The following is a 16,597-nucleotide window of genomic DNA, read 5'->3' as shown; positions in this document are numbered from 1 at the left end:
CTCACTCGGTGCTTTACTTCGGGAGCGGGCCTACGGGTCAGAACGGAGTCAGGAACGGGCGCCAGAAGCTTGTTGGTGCCGCAGATGACGGCAGATTTCATTAAAAGACGTGGAACAGTCAATTGCCGCTCCTAGCAAAGGCAGTCGCCGCCAAATGGTCATCCGGCGGATTGCCGCGCCATGTCGATCAAAGCCTTGAAAGCGGCTGAAGGATTTCGCCTGGTAGGGTAGTATAGGCACAACGGCGGCTGTGGCGGCGTCCAGTCTTCTAACACCCGGACCAGGCGGCCCGCTTGAATGTCGTCGCGCACATCGGCTTCCATGAAGTAGCCGATGCCGACATGATCGAGGACGGCGATGCGCGACAAGCTCGCTTCGTCCAGCGTGATCGGACCGGAGACTTCGATCTGAACGGGCGCCCCGTCTTTCTCGAAATGCCAGCGATGCAACGCTCCATTCGGCAGCCGAATGCGAACGCAGGAGTGGCAAAGCAGGTCCGGAGGGGTGCGGGGCTTGCCGTTGGCCTCGAAATACGAAGATGATGCGACGACAGCAAAGCTGCGAGGAGTTCCGACGGGAACGGCGATCATGTCCGCTGGTACGATATTCGCGGTCCGCAAGCCAAGATCGAACCCCTCGGCGACAATGTCCACAATCCGACCTTCGGTGACCAAGTCGATGTGAACTTTGGGATAGCGTCGCAGGAAATCCAACAGAAGTGGACCGAGGATCTCCCGTGCTCCCGTGGCGAAAGCATTGATCCGCAAAGTTCCGGACGGCGTTTCCTGCTGTGACCGGGCGGCGCCCATTGCTTCGTGAAGGGAGCTAATGGCGGGCCTAACCTGTTCGACGAAATTTCGTCCGGCATCGGTGAGCGACACACTGCGGGTTGTGCGATTGAACAATCGGACCCCAAGCTGCCGCTCCAGCTTTGCGATGGCATTGCTCAGCGCTGTTGTCGAAATACCCAGCTCCAGCGCCGCGGCGCGAAACGATCCCCGTCGAGCTATCGCGAGAACAGCATCAAATTCGATCAATCCGTGCTTCGACATTGTCCCGCCTTTCGCGACGTTACATTCAGATTTGGCCCGATTATCACAACCATCGCTCAGCGCTAAATTCCCCTTGTCATCTCAAGGAGCTCAGCAATGCCCGTCGAACTACCCAAGCCCATCGCAGATTATGTCGCGGCCAACGCGCGCCTCGATGTCGACGCAATGCTCGAACCGTTCACTGCCGACGCGGTTTTTCTGGACAATGGGAAGCTCTTTGAAGGCCACGACCAGCTTCGGGGCCTGTTCGAAGAGGAGGTCATCGCCGCGAAAGCTATCTTCACGCCGGATGCAATCCGTCGTGAGGACGATCAGGTCGTCGTCGAAGGGCCGGCTCATGGCGATTTCCCCGGCAGTCCCATCCGTTTCACCTATAGATTCACGCTCGAAGGCGATGCTGTAAAGGCTCTGGAGGTGACGCTATGACGGTCAAAGCTGACCCGACCGTTGGCACAGGCGGCTGGTCCGCGACATTTTCTCCTGCTGCCCCAAGTCTTGCGATATTTCCGGGATCAACATGGCGAGGCTGCGCCATGAATATAGGAGCTAAGACGGCCGCGAGCCTATCGCCGGGTGCGCGCGTGTGCCGGCCGGTCATACGGTCAACACTTCGTTGGCAAATACCGGAAATCGAGCGCCCCTGCTTGCCCCCCGGCCATAGGCAGCACACAATCATGCCGGCTTGACCTTAGTACGATCCCACTTTTTGAGAAGAGAACGGAATTGCCGAAGAAAGTAGATCATGACCAGAGGCGGGTAGAAATTGCCCGTGTTATCAGAGAGATCACTTGGAATGAAGGCGTGGAAGGCCTTAAAATCCGTAATGTCGCAGATAAAGTCGGATATGGCCCGAGCGTCGTTGTGCATTACTTTGAAAATAAGCGCGAGATGCTCAATTTTTCTCAGCGTGAATCGCGCAAGCAGGGAGAAAGGGCGGTTATCGCAGCATGGAATGATGGTGCAAGCTTGGAAGAATGCATCGCCGTGCTTCTTCCGATATCCCATGAAATGAAGTCTGTGTGGCACCTGTTCTTCGCCTTCTGGGGGCTCGCAATGTACGATCCCGAGTTGGCCGACGAGCGGCTTCATGCGACCTCGGATGCCAAGGACATATTCATCGAAATCATCAGGTCAGCCCAGTCACGAGGGGAATTTGATCCGGATGCCGATCCTGATCTGATCGCCGTGAATATACAGATCGCGGCGAATGGAATTGCCTCACTGGCGATGCAGAATGATGAACTGTGGCCGCCGGAACGACAGAGAGCGTTCCTGAGAGAGGAACTTCGGCGTCTCGGTTACCGACTTTGACGGCCTATTACCTCGGCCATTCGCGGCAGCTATGACATAGCACAGGTTTATAACACAGCGGTATCATAATAGACGTTTCCCCGACAGGTGGACCGCGAAGAGTCCGTTTGCGAGAGATAGGGGAGAGTCTGAGAGATGTCGCGCATCGAAATTTTCAAGTCGATCTTGCACGTCGGAATTGGCGCGCTGGGCCTGGCTGCCGGGATTGCCGCCACGCCGGCATGGGCGCAGAATTCGCCTGCGGAAGCCGACAGCGCTTCCACCGGCGAGATCATCGTCTCGGCCCGCCGCCGCGAGGAAGCCTTGCGCGACACGCCTGTCGCCATCACGGCAGTCAATGCAGCCGCCCTTGAAGCGAAGGCATCGGTCAACATCGGCGACATCATGGGCGCCGCACCCAGCGTGATGATCACGCAGCAGAACTCCGGCGCGGCGGCTGCGAATGTCGCTATCCGCGGCCTGTCCTTTGCAGACGTCGACAAGTCCTTTGACCCCACTGTCGCCGTCGTGGTCGATGGCGTGTTCATCGGCAGCAGCACCGGTCAGTTCTTCGACTTCTTCGACATCAGCCAGATCGAAGTGCTGCGTGGGCCGCAGGGTACGCTGTTCGGCCGCAACACCATCGGCGGCGTGATCAACATCCGGCGTACCCGCCCGAAGTTCGAATTCTCCGGGAAGGTCGAGGCGTCTTACGGAAATTACGATACCTGGGCCACGCGCGCAGTGGTCAATATCCCTGTCATCGACGATGTTCTGGCCATCAAGCCCTTCTACTTCCACAATCAGAGCGATGGCTATTACCGCCATGGCATCACCGGAGACCGCACAGGCGGATCGAACTCCGAAAACTTCGGCGTCGCCGCGCTGCTCCAGCCCTCGTCGAACTTCGACGCGCTGCTGACGCTGGAAAAGCAGGTGCAGGACTTCGTGCCGGTCAATTCGAGCATCACCAAGACCGGCGAGGTCTTCTGCGCGTTCGAACCCGCCAACGAGTGCAACCGCAACACCACGACCGACCTCTACACCGTGTTCGGCACGCCGGGCACCTCGCATTACGAATCTCCGGCCGCGACGCTGGAGATGAACCTCGATGCAGGCCCGGTGAAGCTGACCTCCGTCACCGGCTATCGCAAATCGGAAGAAGCGCAGACGCAGGACTTCGACGGATCTTCCGCCGACATCTACTTCTCCGCCCGTTCGCAGAGCTATCGCCAGTTCAGCCAGGAACTGCGCGCTTCGGGCAAGCTGAGCGACAGCCTTGACTACGTCGTCGGCGGGTACTTCTTCAAATCGCGCTATTCGCTTTTGCAGCGCACCCGTATCACCCTTGGCGCGCCTCCGGCGGTCACGGAACAGGCCAATATCGGCCACGCCCGCTCGCTGGCCTTCTTCGGAGATTTCAACTGGGCCTTTGCTGACAGGTGGCGCCTGTCGTTCGGTGGCCGCTGGACGCAGGACCGCAAGCAGAACATGGCGCGCGTCGACGCCGACCAATTCCCCAACGCCAGCGTCACCAACAGCAAGTTCACGCCCAAGATCGGCATCGATTTCCACCCCAATCCGGACATGATGCTCTACGCCTCATGGTCGCGCGGCTATCGTTCCGGCGGCTTCTCGGGTCGTGGCACCACGCTCTTCTCCGCGACGACCGCTTATGGTCCGGAAACCGTGGATTCCTTCGAGGGCGGCTTCAAGGGCTCCCTGTTCGATGGGCTGCTCGAACTCAACGTCGCCGCGTTCCTGGCGGACTACAAGGATCTCCAGCAGAACACGACAATCCCCACGCAGAGCGGTGTCGGCAGCGAAACGATCGTCACCAATGTCGGCTCGGCGAAGCTGAAGGGCGTCGAGGTGGAATTTACCGCGCATCCGGCGCAGGGACTGACCCTTTCCGGCTCGCTCGGCCTGCTCGACAACAACCTGAAGGACTTCATTTCGCAGGGTGCTATCAGCGCGACGGTGCCTGGCACCCGTACCATCGACTATTCGAACGTCTCGATGATCTACGCGCCCAAGACGACCCTGTCGCTTAACGCCAACTACAAGGTGCCGACCGGCTTCGGCGAAGTCGTGGCGAACCTGGGTTATCGTCATATCAGCCCGTATGACCAGCAGATCGGGCTGGACGCGACCGCGACCTATCCCGCGACCGGAACGGTGGTGGTGCCCCGCAACGATCCGCGCCTGCGCTCGGATACGCAGGATCTGGTCGACGCCAGCCTGACGACGCGGTTCGATCTGGCCGGACATACCGCGCGCGTTACGGTGTTCGGGCGTAACCTGCTGGACGATCGCGGACCCAACGCTGCCTTCACGGTTGCTGGTCTCTGGTCGTTCTCCAGCGCCCGCGAGCCGCGCACCTACGGTGTGATCCTCGGGTACGAATTCTGACCCGTTACGGTCGCTGGCTGCCGGCCCGCTGACGACCGACAGGCCGCCCCGGGGAGGACACCTCTCAAATCTTCCGCCCCGGGGCGGCCATTCCCGGCTCAATGGAGAGTGCAGTGATCGATTACAGCAAGGTGTTTCATACCGGTGTGCTGGTGCCGGACCTCGACGCGGCGATCGAGTTCTACTCCCGCACGCTGGGGCTGCGGTTTGCCGAGCCGTTCACGTTAGAAGGTTTCCCGGTCTGGACGCCAGAGCAGGGCCTGAAGACGATCACCAACCGTTTCACGATCTCGTGCGACGGGCCGGTCCGGCTCGAACTCCAGCAGGGCGAGGCGGGCAGCTTCTTCGATGCTGCACTGTCGCGCGGCGATCATGTCGGCCTCTGGGTGGACGATGTGGCTGGAACGGTGGACGAACTGCTTGCGCAAGGGTGGAGCGTGGTTGCCGCGGGAGCTGGTCCCGAAGATCGCTGGGGGCCGTTCGCCTATTTGATGCCGGCTAGCGGGGGCATGGTCGTCGAACTGGCCTCATCGGCGCTGCGCCAGGCATTCGAGCGCTGGTGGCAGGGCGGCGCGCTGACCCTTGGCTGATTTTTGAGGACTGAAGCCGGCAGGCCTCCTTTTCCCCGATACACGCAATGAGCGAGGACAAGCATGAGCGATCTTCTTAACCGCCTGGACGGCGATGCTGGCGTGCGGCGCACCCTTGCGCGCCTCGGCGATTCCATCTTCCGCCGCGATCCTGCGGCCCATGGCCAGTGCTATGCCGAAGACGGGGAGTGGCACGCCTTCGGGACCATCACGCGCGGCCGCGAAGCCGTGGTCGAACACTGGTGGAACGTCATGCAGGGCTTTCCCTTCGTGCGGCAGACGATCTCCTCGCTGGTGATCGAGGTAGAGGGCGATACCGCTGCCTCACGCGGGCACGTGGATGAAGTGCTGCGCATGCCCGATGGCTCGTATCAGGTGGTAATGGGGATCTATCACAGCACCTTCCAGAAATACGGCAGCGAATGGCTCATCAAGGTGCATCGCTACGATCAGGTCTATTACGGATCGCCCGCGCTCGACGGCAAGTTCTTCCCGGTCATGGACTATGGCATGCCGCCGCATGATCCGGACCCGTCGCGCATGACGGCAACGATGGACATCAGCCTCTGACGGACCGTCCAGTGCAATAGTCCGACGTTCAACCCTTACGCCGCGCTGGGGAGCAACCCCAGCGTGGCGGCACGGTAGACCGCATTGGCGCGGCTGCTGGCGCCCAGTTTCTCGCACAGGTTCGAGAAGTGATAACGCACGGTCGTACGGGCGATGGTCATCGTGTCGGCGATTTCCTCGTCAGTCCGCCCCATCGCGATCAGCCTGATGCACTGGACCTCGCGCGGGCTGAGCACACCTTGCAGACCTGCAGTCGATGCCTGCCGGTCCCGATCGAACTCTTCCAGCATGAATTCACGGGCGAGCGATGCGAACTGCGGCCCGAATGCGGCGTATTGTGCTGATAGATCAGTGTGCCGGGCCGATTTCGGCGTCAGGATCACGCCGCCGATACGGCCGAACGCGGTTCGCACCGCGATAGCCATGAGCGCAGGAACTCCCAGTTTCAGAGGCGTATCCGCCCACAACCGAGTCAGCAGGGGGTTTTCGCGCGCGGTCACGATCCGGGAACGGTTCGCCCAGAACACGTCGTCCTCGACGATCAGCGCCTGGGCGACAAGCGACAGTTCGCCGGCCTTGCGGGTCTCCCAAGGCAGCCTCCTAGGGCCGGGAATGCCCGTGCGTCGGCGTCGACCTGGGCGGTTATCCATGACGGAAAGGTCGAAGGCGCCCTGCTGCGAAAGGAAGTCGGAAAGCCGCAAGAAGGCCGAACCGGTGATCTCTGGCGCGTCGTCGCCGGGCGGAGCGCCGCCCCCTGGCCATCCTTTGGAACTATCAGGCATGATCCCGCTTCCCCGCATCATTATATAACTATGTACCAAATAGATTGCTAGCACCTGTCCATAATGGCAGGTCTTGGATTCCCCGATATGCAGCAGTAGCGTAGCTGTCAGAAACGACGACCAGAGATCGAGGTACTTCCCCCATGCCGCGCATAGTCGATCACGAACAGCGCCGCCGGGGCATCGCGAAAGTCGTGTCCGGTCTGGTTCTGAAAGGCGGCGCCGAAGCGGTAACTATCCGCGCCGTGGCAGAGGAGTGCGGCTACAGCACGGCCATCGTGTGCCACTATTTCCGCAGCAAGCACGAGATGCTGGCCTACACACAGCGGATGGCATGGCAGCGGGGGCTCTCGCGGATCAGGAAGGCGAGCCGCGAGGGAAAGGACTTGCTGACGTGCCTGGACTTTGCCCTGCCGACCACCAGCCAACGCTGGCAGGACTGGCATTGCCTGTTTGCCTTCTGGGGGCAGACGCCCGACATCAAGGGCATCGAGACAGAATGGCGCGAGAGCAGCACCACCAGCTATGACCTTTTCATCGACCTGATCGCGGCGGCCCAGGGCCGGGGCGAATTCGATCCCGCCGAAGACCCGAAAGAAGTGGCGACCGAGGTTCAGGCCGCGATAAATGGCATAGCCACGCTGGCGGCCATCCAGCGTCCGGACTGGCCAGCCAGCCGCCAGCGCGAAATGCTGCGCAGACAACTCGTCCGCCTGGGATATCGCCCCAAGTCGCAAACGGTTTGAGTACGCGTGGCTCCCACCTGCGCATTGCGGGTCGGCGCGCGCAGGAACGGCGCCGACCCGCAGCGTCTCAGTGATTGGGAATGTATGTACCCAGATGCTTGCCCGCGATATACCCGAAGGTCATGCCGGGGCCCAGCGTACCGCCTGCGCCGCCATAGGCCTCGCCAAGAACGGCAGCCATCGCATTGCCGGCAGCGTAGAGCCCCGGGATGGGAGCGCCGCTCCAGTCGACGACTTGCGCATCGGCATTGGTCTTTGGCCCGCCCGCAGTGCCCAAAGCCCCCGCTTCCATCTTAACGGCGAAGTATGGCCCCTGGTCGATCACGCCAAGCGTGCGGTAGGGCGCTTCGAAATCGGTATCGCCCCACATGTAGAAGTTATCGTACGTGGCATCGCCGCGGTTGAAGTCATCATCGTGGCCCTTGCGGACCATATCGTTGAAGCGCGCCACCGTGGCGGCAAGCCCGGCAGGATCAATCCCGGCTATTTCCGCCAGCTCTTCCAGCGTGTCGGCCTGCATCATGTAGGACGGCACCGGCCCGCCTGCCGGTGTGTTGAAGGTGTGATACTTGCTGCGGTAGCGCTGGTCGATGATGAGCCAGTACGGCAGGTTGGCATAACTGTGGGTGCCCGCGTCGAAGGCGTGGAGGGTCTTGCCAAGGGCGTTGTAATTGGCCGCCTCGTTCACGAAGCGCTTGCCCGCGCGGTTGACGAGTATCGCACCCGGCCGGGCACGCTCGTCTGAGCCCAGCATGTAGTTGGGCTTGGCCTCGCGATGCTGAGGTTTGAATTCGAGCGCGCTCTGCATCCAGTAGGCATGCTGCATGTTGCCCAGTTGCGCGCCTGCTTCCATTGCCATGAGCAGGCCGTCGCCCTCATTCTCAGGCACGCTGACGGGGCCGGTCAGCGGCCCGCGCAGGAAGGTCTTTACCAGCGCCTCGTTCCACTCGAAACCCCCGGTCGCGATGACGACGCCGCGACGCGCGCGCACGCGATAGTCCCGGCCATCAGCGTCCTCGGCAATAACCCCAATGACCCGGTCGCCATCCTTGATCAGCTTGCGAGCGCGCTTTTCGAACTCGACCGGGATATTGCGCTCCAGCACGGCAAGGAACAGCGATCCGGCCAAGGCCTGCCCGAGGCCGCGATAGTCCTGCGCCTCGCGCTCGGCCAGTGCGGCCTCGTCGAGGCTGCCGGTGATCGCTTCCATCAGACTGCCGCGCAGCGGATAGGCCATCTTGCTCGGATTTACGCGCCCGGCCCATTTGCCGAGGCGATCGAAGGAGAACGCCTCGTTGTCGAGCGAGCGGCCGCCGTCCGCCTTGGCGCCCGGCACGTAAGACTGGTAATCCGGAAAGTCCGCGAAGACGTGGAAACGTACCGGGGTCTTATCCGCAAAGTAGCGGATCATCTCCGGCCCCTGTTCCATGAAGGCCATCAGCGTATCAGGATCGAGCGCGTCAGGGCACAGGGTGTCGAGGTATGTCACCACGTCCTCGTCGGAATCCTCGATACCGGCCTCGGTCTGGTAGTGGTTACCCGGCACCCACAGCATCCCGCCGGACATTGCGGTGGTTCCGCCGACCATCCCGGTTTTTTCGAGGATGACCACGTCCTTGGCGCCGAAATCGTGCGCCGTTATCGCCGCCGTCATCGCCGCGCCGCCAGACCCGAGGATGACTACGTCAACCTCCCGATCCCACGAGAACTCTTCAGCCATCGAAACTCCTCTCAACCTTCCACCCAAATGACCCGATCGGAATGAAGCCATAGTCATTTTATAACATAGTTATAACTTGCACTCTAAGGAGATGGCACCTCTGAAAAGTCGTAGGATAAAGAGCGCGCGCCATGCGTACCCTGGCCCCTTCGTTCTCATGGAGCTTTTTATCCGCGGTTGTGATCGTGCGCATGGGAACTCAGGAAGCCGCCTAGGCGGCCCCGCCGAGTACGACTTATCTCGGCCTAACTGGATTCGGACTTCTCGGATCAACTGTCAGCCGACAAGTCGCGTTTCCGCGAACGGCAACGTATAGGATGAAAAATGGGCGGAACATCTGGTTTCGGGTGCGGAGCCGCCACGATTTTAGGGCGTGGGTCCTCGTGGTCGCAAGGAGCCAGGCAATCTCAGATTTCGGTGCCCTCGGCCAACGTCAATGCGTCCTCCACGTCCACTCCAAGGTGTCTGACCGTGCTTTCGATCTTCGTTTACCCAAGCAAAATTTGAACTGCGCGGAAATCGCTTATCCTGATTTTCACCAGATCGCATCCGCGAAGCTTGCTATCGATAGTGAGGTGAAAGAGCGCACAATCTCGGATTCGCCCATGCTGGTCGAGAAAGCAGCGGATCGCCCATATCTGACGGGTTTGAACGCTTGCTTCGCACCAACCTTTCGCCCAGGGTTCCAAGATACCCGCTGACGAGCGGCGGGATCAAATTCTGATAATCCCATGACACATCTCCTGCGGCCTTAACGGCTATAGGTAGAACGTTTCGCTCTCGCCTCGGCGAGAGTGACCATCGGATAGCTCAGAAGGACATCGTCTTCTGCCGCGAACAATGCGGTCGTGGCCACCGAATTGTTGTGCTCGGCACTATCTGCATTGGTGGCTTGCGCAATGAGCCCGAGGCTGTCTCAACGGCCATCAGCATCTGCGCGAGGCTCTGAACCAAATTCGCACTTTAGGCGAAGTCATATAGACTTCAGACTATGTCTATTGATTGAGTAGACATAATTCCGCCAGACCGCCCCCGTCAGTTGGTTCAGGGGGTCGGTTTGATAGCGTTGTTCAGTACGTCTTTTTCCGGAAGAAGGCGCAGATTGCTTGCCGGTGCGGCGTCCGCGATTGCCGTCTCCGCGGTGGTTGTTCCTCAGGCCGCTTCGGCCGAGGAAGCGGCCAGCCCGGCGGATGCAGCGGCCGTTGCCGCAGACATCGGCGAAATCACCGTGACCGCGCGCTACCGCACGGAAAGTGCGCAGGACGTTCCCATCGCGATTTCCGCCATTTCCAGCCGCCAGCTGGAGGCGCAGGGCGTCAGCTCGCTCAAGCAGGTGGTTCAGCAGCTCCCCAGCCTCAATATCCAGGGCTTCAGCGGCCGCAACCAGACGATCACGATCCGCGGCATCGGCACCAATGCCGGCGGCACCAACGACGGGCTCGAACAAGGTGTCGGGCTCTATGTGGACGGCGTCTACCGGCCGCGTACCGGATCGGTCATCACTGACCTGATCGACATCGAAAGCATTCAGGTCCTGCGTGGGCCGCAGGGCACCCTGTTCGGCAAGAACACCGTTGCGGGCGCGATCGACATCACCACGCGCGAGCCGCAGTTCCAGCAGGAAGCGCGGGCGGAGCTGAGCTACGGTAACTACAACCAGGTGCGCGGCTACTTCGCGTACAACGGGGTGGTCAGCGATGACCTGGCGTTCCGCGTCTCGTACTTGCGCAACCGGCGCGACGGATTGATCTACAACACCACCCAGCGCGAGCATTGGGACAACCTCGACAATCATGCCGCGCGGTTCGATCTGCTCTACAAGCCGAGCGCGGACTTCAAGCTGCGCCTGATCGCGGACTACAGCATCCAGAAGGGCGACGTCGGCTTTACCAGCATCGCCGGCGTCCTGCCGACGACACTGGCGAACGGCGCGCAGGTCCGCGGGTTCTACCGCCGTGCCGCCGACGTCGGATACACGCCGGGCACCGTCAACGCCTTCGACCGCAAGACCGACATCGACTCCTCGCAGTACGACGAGATGCCCAGTTGGGGTGTTCAGGCCCGCGCGGACTGGGACGTCGGCCCGCTGACGCTGACCTCGATCACCGCATACCGCAACTGGAAATGGGTGCCCAATTACGACGGCGACCAGTTTGGCGCCAACATCATCACCAACAGCGTGGTGGCCACCAAACAGCAGCAGTTCAGCCAGGAACTGCGCGCCGCATCCAAGGGCGGCGAAACCATCGACTATACTGCCGGGCTCTACTTCTTCTGGCAGGAGGCCGACGACGACGTCATCAACCGCTATGGCCGCGACGCGACAACGTGGCTGACCACCGCGAACACGCCGACGGCTTCGGTATCGACATTGCCCTCCGCCGTGTTCGACGGCCTGACATCGTACAATCACGTCCTTCCCGCGACCCACAGCTATGCCGCCTACGGGCAGGCGACCTGGAATATCTCCCCCTCGCTGCGCCTGACGGGCGGTCTTCGCTACACTTACGAGCACAAGACCGGCATTTATGAAGCCTACGCGACGGGCGATTACGCGGCGCTGTCCAGCTTCGATCCGGCGATCCAGTCCACCGTCGCCGTGCTGCGCGCCGCTTATGCGCCTGCGGGCGCCTACACCGCGTCGGACAACACCAGCAACGTGTCCGGCACCGCCATCGCCGCCTACGACCTTTCGAGCGACGTCCATACTTATGCGTCCTATTCGCGCGGGTACAAGTCGCCCGGCATCAACCTCGTGCGCCAGTCACTGGGCGTGGACATCTTCGTGCGGCCCGAGAAGGTCGACAACTACGAACTGGGCATCAAGACGCGCCTGCTGGGCGGCAAGGCGGAATTCAACCTCGCGCTGTTCTGGGCCGACGTCAGCAATTACCAGGCGAACTTCGTCAACTACGCGGTGACGCCTGCCGTCGGCTACATCAGCAACGTCGGCAAGCTGCGATCGCGCGGTGTCGAGGTCGATGCCCGTGCCCAGCCGTTCGACGGGCTGAACATCGGCGTCGCGGGAACCTACAACGACGCGGAGTACCGCTCGTACCGCAACGCGCCTTCGCAGTTCCTCTATTCCTACCTGTCCTCGATGGACCTGTCGGGCCGCCGCGCTTCGGGCGCACCGCGCCTCGCCCTGACCGGCAACGCCGAATACCTGCATTCGGTGGGCAACGTCGATGCCTTCGCGGGCGGCGACATCAGCTATCGTTCGGGCTTCTACGCAGCGGTGAACCTCGATCCCTTCACCTGGGTGCGTGGCTACACGCTGGTCGGCCTGCACGGCGGCGTGCGCGATCCCGATGACCGCTGGGAGGCCTCGCTGTGGGTGCGCAACCTGTTCAACAAGAACTACTTCAACACGCTCTCGGTCAGCGCTTCCAACGGCATCGTCCAGGGCGCTTTGGGCGAGCCGCGCATGTACGGGCTGACGCTCAAGGGGCGCCTGTGAGCCAGACTGCAATCACCGAACGACCATCCGGCAAAGGAGTTACGGCAATGACCAGAAGAACCTTGAAGCTCGGCCTCGTCACGATGGGCGCGGGCGGTCCCGGCCAGCACAACCGCTGGCTCGATCCCGACATTCCGGCGGACGCCAGCGTCAACATCCAGTGGTACATCGAACAGGTGCGCAAGGCCGAGGCCGCAAAGTTCGACTTCGTGTTCATCGTCGACAGCCAGTACATCACCAAGGATTCGCCGCCGCACTACCTGAACCGGCTGGAGCCGCTGACCCTGCTTTCCGCGCTGGCGACGGCGACGAGCCATATCGGCCTTGTCGGCACGCTCACCACCTCGTTCAACTCGCCGTTCAACCTCGCTCGCCGCCTCGCTTCGCTCGATCTCATCAGCGGCGGACGCGCCGGCTGGAACGTCGTCACCAGCGGCGATCCCGGAGCTGCGGGCAATTTCGGTCTGGACGAGCATTACGACTATGAAACCCGCTATGGCCGTGCGTTCGAATATATCGACGTGGTGCAGGGCCTATGGCGCTCGTACGAGGATGACGCCTTCCCGCGTGATCGCGAGACCGGTGTGTTCCTCGATCCCGCCAAGCTGCATGCGCTGAATCATAAGGGCAGGTATTTCTCGGTCACCGGGCCGCTCAACCTGCAGCGATCGCCGCAGGGTCAGCCGGTGATCTTCCAGGCCGGCGATTCCGATCACGGCCGCAACCTCGGCGCGCAGACCGCCGATGCCATCTTCACGCACTCCGCCTCGATCGAGGATGGCCGCGCTTTCAAGCAGGACATCACCCGCCGGGCCGTCGCGGCAGGACGCGGCGCGGATGACGTTCTGATCCTTCCCGGCGTCAGCATATACGTGGGCGACACGGACGAGGACGCCCGCCGCATCGAGACCGAATCCCGCCGCGCGGACCACAGCTTCGAGCAGGCTCTCGGCGAACTCGGACGCTCGTTCGGATGGCATGATTTCCGCCAGTACGACCTCGACGCCCCGTTCCCGGCCGAGACGCTCGAACACGCACGGCGCAGCTTCTTCACGCAGGCACAGCGCATCGTCGAACTTGCCCGCAAGGACGACCTGACCCTGCGCCAGACCGTGGAAGTTCTCAGCGCCTCGCGCGGAAGCCCGTTCGTCGGCAGTGCCGAAACCGTTGCCAACGAGATCATCCGCTGGTTCGAGGGCGGCGCACTCGACGGCCTCAATGTGATGCTCGGCCACCCGGACCAGTTCGACCGGTTCCTGAACGAAGTCGTGCCGATCCTGCAGGCGCGCGGCGTCTATCGCAGCGAGTACGAGGACACCACGCTGCGTGGCAACCTGGGACTGCCCAAACCCGCCAACATTCGCGCCGAAGCCTCCGTGCCTCCGGCTGCCCGGCGCGAAGAGCCGGTGCTGGCGGTCTCGTGAAAGCACGCTCCCTCGCAGGCTGGGCGGTGGTCCTGGCCGCCGTCCTGGCCACGGCCGGGTGCGGCGGCTCGGGCGACAAAGCCGCCGAAAAGGCGCGCGTCCGCTGGGCCTTCATGCTGCCCACGTCGTGGGATCCCGTGACGAGCCGCACCGGGGCCGACATCAACACGGTCAGCCTCGCCTATGCCTCGCTCACCCGGCTCGACAAGGATGGCAACGTCCAGCCCGCACTGGCGCAGAGCTGGACATACTCGCCGGACGGCAGGACACTGACCTTCCAGCTGCGCGACAAGCTGAAATTCACTGACGGCACCCCGCTCGATGCCGCCGCCGTGAAGGCCTTCTTCGAGCGCGGCAAGACGCAGAAGGATTCCTTCCTGCGCCCCGAGATCGAAAGCATCGCCAGCTTCGATACCGACGGGCCGCTGCGCGTGGTGTTTCACCTTTCGCGGCTCGATTACCAGCTGCCCTACGTGATGGCGGGCCGTGTCGGCGCTATCGCCAGCCCCACCGCCGCAGCGAAGGACAAGGCGAAGCTGGCGCTGTGGCCGATCGGCGCAGGGCCGTTCAAGATGGTCGAATTCGTACCGGAATCGCACGCCTATTTCGTCAAGAATCCGGATTACTGGGACGCTGCGAACATCCACGTCGAGCGTCTGGAACTGACCACGCTGTCTGAGCCGTCGACGACGATCGCCTCGCTCGTCTCGGGCGCGATCGACGTGGCCTCGATCGGACCCAAGCGCGTGGAGGAAGCCCGTGCGCGCAAGCTGACGGTCACCACCGCCCCGTCGCTCAATGCCAGCGATCTCATGATAAACCGCAACAAGCCGCCCTTCGACGACCCGCGCGTGGCCGAGGCGGTGCGCTACGCCATTGATCGCGGCGAACTGGTGAAGACGCTCACGGCTGGTCTCGGCACGCCCACCAACCAGCCTTTCCCGCCGCACTATTTCGCCTTCGATCCGCAGACGAGGGACAAGTGGGCCTATGATCCTGCACGGGCCAAAGCGCTGCTGGCGCAGGCCGGCCACGCACCGGGCTCCCTGACGGTCGAGATCGTCATCAATCCGCTGATCAACGAGGGTCTGCCGGAACTGCTGCAGGCCCAACTGGGGCGCGTCGGAATCAAGTCGCGCCTGCGCATCGTGCCGCCGGGTTCGTCCAGTTGGCAGAGCGAGGTCTATATCGCCAAGCGCCCGGCCACTGCGGTTGACGGCACGGTCGGACGGGAATCGCCGGTCCAGAACCTTCTGGCGGTCTACGGGCCGCAGGGCATCATGAACCTCAGCGGTCCTTATGCGCCGCCCGCGTTCCTCAAGGCCATCGACGAGGTGCGGGCCACGCCGATCGACGCGCCTCAGTACAAGGAGCGCCTGCAACGCGCCACCCGTCTAGGCGCCGAGCAGTCGCCCAGCGTCTGGCTGTTCAGCACGCCGTTCATCGTCGCCACCCGTTCGAGGGTGAAGCACCTCAACATCGTGCCCTCGCAGATCCGCTGGGAAGGAGTGACGGTCGAATGAGCAGCGTTTCCGAACCAGCACCGCCGCAGACAGCGCCTGCCGTGACCGGGCGGGCCATCCGCCTGCGTCACGGCAAGGCGCTGCTGCGCCATGTCGGCGGGACGCTGGGGATCACCTTGCCGGTCTTCTTCATCGCCACGCTCATCACCTTCCTGCTGGGCGTGGTGTCCGGGCTGGACCCGGCAGCGGGGATCGCGGGCGACGCCGCATCGCCCGAGACCGTCGCGCGCATCCGCGCCGATCTCGGCCTCGATCAGCCGGTGGTGTTCCAGTATCTGCACTGGATAGGCGGCGTCCTGCACGGCGACCTCGGCACCTCCTGGTTCAACGGCGTACCGGCTTCCGAACTGATCCTGCAGCGCCTGCCGATCAGCCTTTCGATCGCGGGCGTGGCGCTGCTGGTGGGCGTGGTATTCGGGCTGGGCCTCGGCCTCGTGGCGGGCGTGCGCCATGGCGGGCGGCTGGACCGCGCGATCACGCTGTTCGCGGCCCTAGTCTCGTCCCTGCCGCCTTTCGTCGTAGCCTTCGTGCTGATCCTGATTTTCAGCCTCTGGCTCGGCTGGCTCCCGTCTTCGGGTTACGTGCCTTTCGCGGACGATCCGATCGGCTGGCTGGCCGCCGTGAGCATCCCGGCCGTGGCTCTCAGCGTCGATGTCGTCGCGGACCTCGCCCGGCAACTGCGCACCGGCCTCGTTGTCGCGCTCTCGGAAAATTACGTGACCGGCGCGGTCGTGCGCGGCCTTTCGCGCCGCCGCATCCTGTTCGTTCACGTCCTGCGCAACGCCTCAGGCCCGGCGCTGACGGTGCTGGCGCTTAAAGTGCCGATGCTGATCGGCGGCGCCGTCGTGACCGAGGCGATCTTCAACATGCCCGGAATGGGCAAGCTCGCCGCCGACTCCGCCCTGCGCGGCGACGTGCCGGTCGTACAGGGCACGCTCGTCGTGTCGATCCTGCTGATCCTGGCCTGCAACCTGTGCGTCAACGTCCTGCTGGGCGTCCTCCAGCCAGCCGCGCGGCGACGGAGTTGA

General features: G+C 62.7%; 13 protein-coding genes and 1 pseudogene. 10 read left to right on the top strand and 4 right to left on the bottom strand.

Annotated elements, in window-relative coordinates:
- Positions 1–158: 158 nt before the first annotated feature.
- Positions 159–1,052: a LysR family transcriptional regulator gene (locus tag QRN25_RS22215; protein WP_285021428.1), complete on the bottom strand. Its 894-nt coding sequence runs from the start codon at positions 1,050–1,052 to the stop codon at positions 159–161.
- A 96-nt stretch (positions 1,053–1,148) separates the two neighbouring features.
- Between QRN25_RS22215 and QRN25_RS22210 the strand changes: the two genes are divergently transcribed.
- From QRN25_RS22210 to QRN25_RS22190, 5 genes are all read left to right on the top strand, one after another.
- Complete coding sequence (locus QRN25_RS22210; protein ID WP_285021427.1) at positions 1,149–1,478, top strand: nuclear transport factor 2 family protein; 330 nt, start codon at positions 1,149–1,151, stop codon at positions 1,476–1,478.
- Between the two features lie 297 nt (positions 1,479–1,775).
- The gene (locus QRN25_RS22205; protein ID WP_285021426.1) at positions 1,776–2,363 is read left to right on the top strand and encodes a TetR family transcriptional regulator C-terminal domain-containing protein; all 588 of its coding nucleotides are present in this window, start codon (positions 1,776–1,778) and stop codon (positions 2,361–2,363) included.
- Positions 2,364–2,498: 135 nt separating this feature from the next.
- Positions 2,499–4,754: a TonB-dependent receptor gene (locus QRN25_RS22200; protein WP_285021425.1), complete on the top strand. Its 2,256-nt coding sequence runs from the start codon at positions 2,499–2,501 to the stop codon at positions 4,752–4,754.
- Positions 4,755–4,867: 113 nt separating this feature from the next.
- The gene (locus QRN25_RS22195; RefSeq protein ID WP_285021424.1) at positions 4,868–5,344 is read left to right on the top strand and encodes a VOC family protein; all 477 of its coding nucleotides are present in this window, start codon (positions 4,868–4,870) and stop codon (positions 5,342–5,344) included.
- 63 nt (positions 5,345–5,407) lie between these two features.
- Positions 5,408–5,914, top strand: a complete 507-nt coding sequence (locus QRN25_RS22190; protein WP_285021422.1) for a YybH family protein — start codon at positions 5,408–5,410, stop codon at positions 5,912–5,914.
- Positions 5,915–5,949: 35 nt separating this feature from the next.
- Here the strand turns inward: QRN25_RS22190 and QRN25_RS22185 are convergent, their stop codons facing one another.
- Positions 5,950–6,615, bottom strand: a complete 666-nt coding sequence (locus tag QRN25_RS22185; protein ID WP_285021421.1) for a helix-turn-helix transcriptional regulator — start codon at positions 6,613–6,615, stop codon at positions 5,950–5,952.
- 224 nt (positions 6,616–6,839) lie between these two features.
- Between QRN25_RS22185 and QRN25_RS22180 the strand changes: the two genes are divergently transcribed.
- Positions 6,840–7,442: a TetR/AcrR family transcriptional regulator gene (locus QRN25_RS22180; RefSeq protein WP_285021420.1), complete on the top strand. Its 603-nt coding sequence runs from the start codon at positions 6,840–6,842 to the stop codon at positions 7,440–7,442.
- Positions 7,443–7,509: 67 nt separating this feature from the next.
- Here QRN25_RS22180 and QRN25_RS22175 read toward each other — a convergent pair whose 3' ends face one another.
- Positions 7,510–9,162 (bottom strand): FAD-binding protein, encoded by a 1,653-nt coding sequence (locus tag QRN25_RS22175; RefSeq protein ID WP_285021419.1) that lies wholly within the window; start codon positions 9,160–9,162, stop codon positions 7,510–7,512.
- Positions 9,163–9,680: 518 nt separating this feature from the next.
- Positions 9,681–9,895: pseudogene (locus QRN25_RS22170) on the bottom strand (tyrosine-type recombinase/integrase); the annotation flags it as partial.
- A gap of 369 nt (positions 9,896–10,264) precedes the next feature.
- Here QRN25_RS22170 and QRN25_RS22165 point away from each other — a divergent pair.
- From QRN25_RS22165 to QRN25_RS22150, 4 genes are read left to right on the top strand one after another with little or no spacing between them, the layout of a single operon-like run.
- Entirely contained in the window at positions 10,265–12,622 is a 2,358-nt protein-coding gene (locus QRN25_RS22165) for a TonB-dependent receptor (protein WP_285021418.1), read from the top strand.
- A gap of 47 nt (positions 12,623–12,669) precedes the next feature.
- Entirely contained in the window at positions 12,670–14,046 is a 1,377-nt protein-coding gene (locus tag QRN25_RS22160; RefSeq protein ID WP_285021417.1) for an LLM class flavin-dependent oxidoreductase, read from the top strand.
- Positions 14,043–15,569, top strand: a complete 1,527-nt coding sequence (locus QRN25_RS22155; RefSeq protein ID WP_285021416.1) for an ABC transporter substrate-binding protein — start codon at positions 14,043–14,045, stop codon at positions 15,567–15,569. Before QRN25_RS22160 ends, QRN25_RS22155 begins: the two co-directional genes overlap by 4 nt.
- Positions 15,566–16,597, top strand: coding sequence for an ABC transporter permease (locus tag QRN25_RS22150; protein ID WP_285021415.1), 1,032 nt, complete (start codon positions 15,566–15,568; stop codon positions 16,595–16,597). Before QRN25_RS22155 ends, QRN25_RS22150 begins: the two co-directional genes overlap by 4 nt.

It is taken from the genome of Novosphingobium sp. fls2-241-R2A-195 (genome assembly GCF_030209485.1).
GTDB lineage: Bacteria > Pseudomonadota > Alphaproteobacteria > Sphingomonadales > Sphingomonadaceae > Novosphingobium > Novosphingobium resinovorum.
Note: the sequence above shows the minus strand (reverse complement) of the source record. Positions and strands in the feature narration are given on the sequence as shown.

What these genes read in the sequence shown, in the direction of transcription:
- QRN25_RS22190 (WP_285021422.1), top strand. Translation starts at nt 5,408, where the DNA reads ATGAGCGATCTTCTTAACCGCCTGGACGGCGATGCTGGCGTGCGGCGC.
- QRN25_RS22180 (WP_285021420.1), top strand. Translation starts at nt 6,840, where the DNA reads ATGCCGCGCATAGTCGATCACGAACAGCGCCGCCGGGGCATCGCGAAA.
- QRN25_RS22175 (WP_285021419.1), bottom strand. Translation starts at nt 9,162, where the DNA reads ATGGCTGAAGAGTTCTCGTGGGATCGGGAGGTTGACGTAGTCATCCTC.
- QRN25_RS22215 (WP_285021428.1), bottom strand. Translation starts at nt 1,052, where the DNA reads ATGTCGAAGCACGGATTGATCGAATTTGATGCTGTTCTCGCGATAGCT.
- QRN25_RS22200 (WP_285021425.1), top strand. Translation starts at nt 2,499, where the DNA reads ATGTCGCGCATCGAAATTTTCAAGTCGATCTTGCACGTCGGAATTGGC.
- QRN25_RS22210 (WP_285021427.1), top strand. Translation starts at nt 1,149, where the DNA reads ATGCCCGTCGAACTACCCAAGCCCATCGCAGATTATGTCGCGGCCAAC.
- QRN25_RS22150 (WP_285021415.1), top strand. Translation starts at nt 15,566, where the DNA reads ATGAGCAGCGTTTCCGAACCAGCACCGCCGCAGACAGCGCCTGCCGTG.
- QRN25_RS22160 (WP_285021417.1), top strand. Translation starts at nt 12,670, where the DNA reads ATGACCAGAAGAACCTTGAAGCTCGGCCTCGTCACGATGGGCGCGGGC.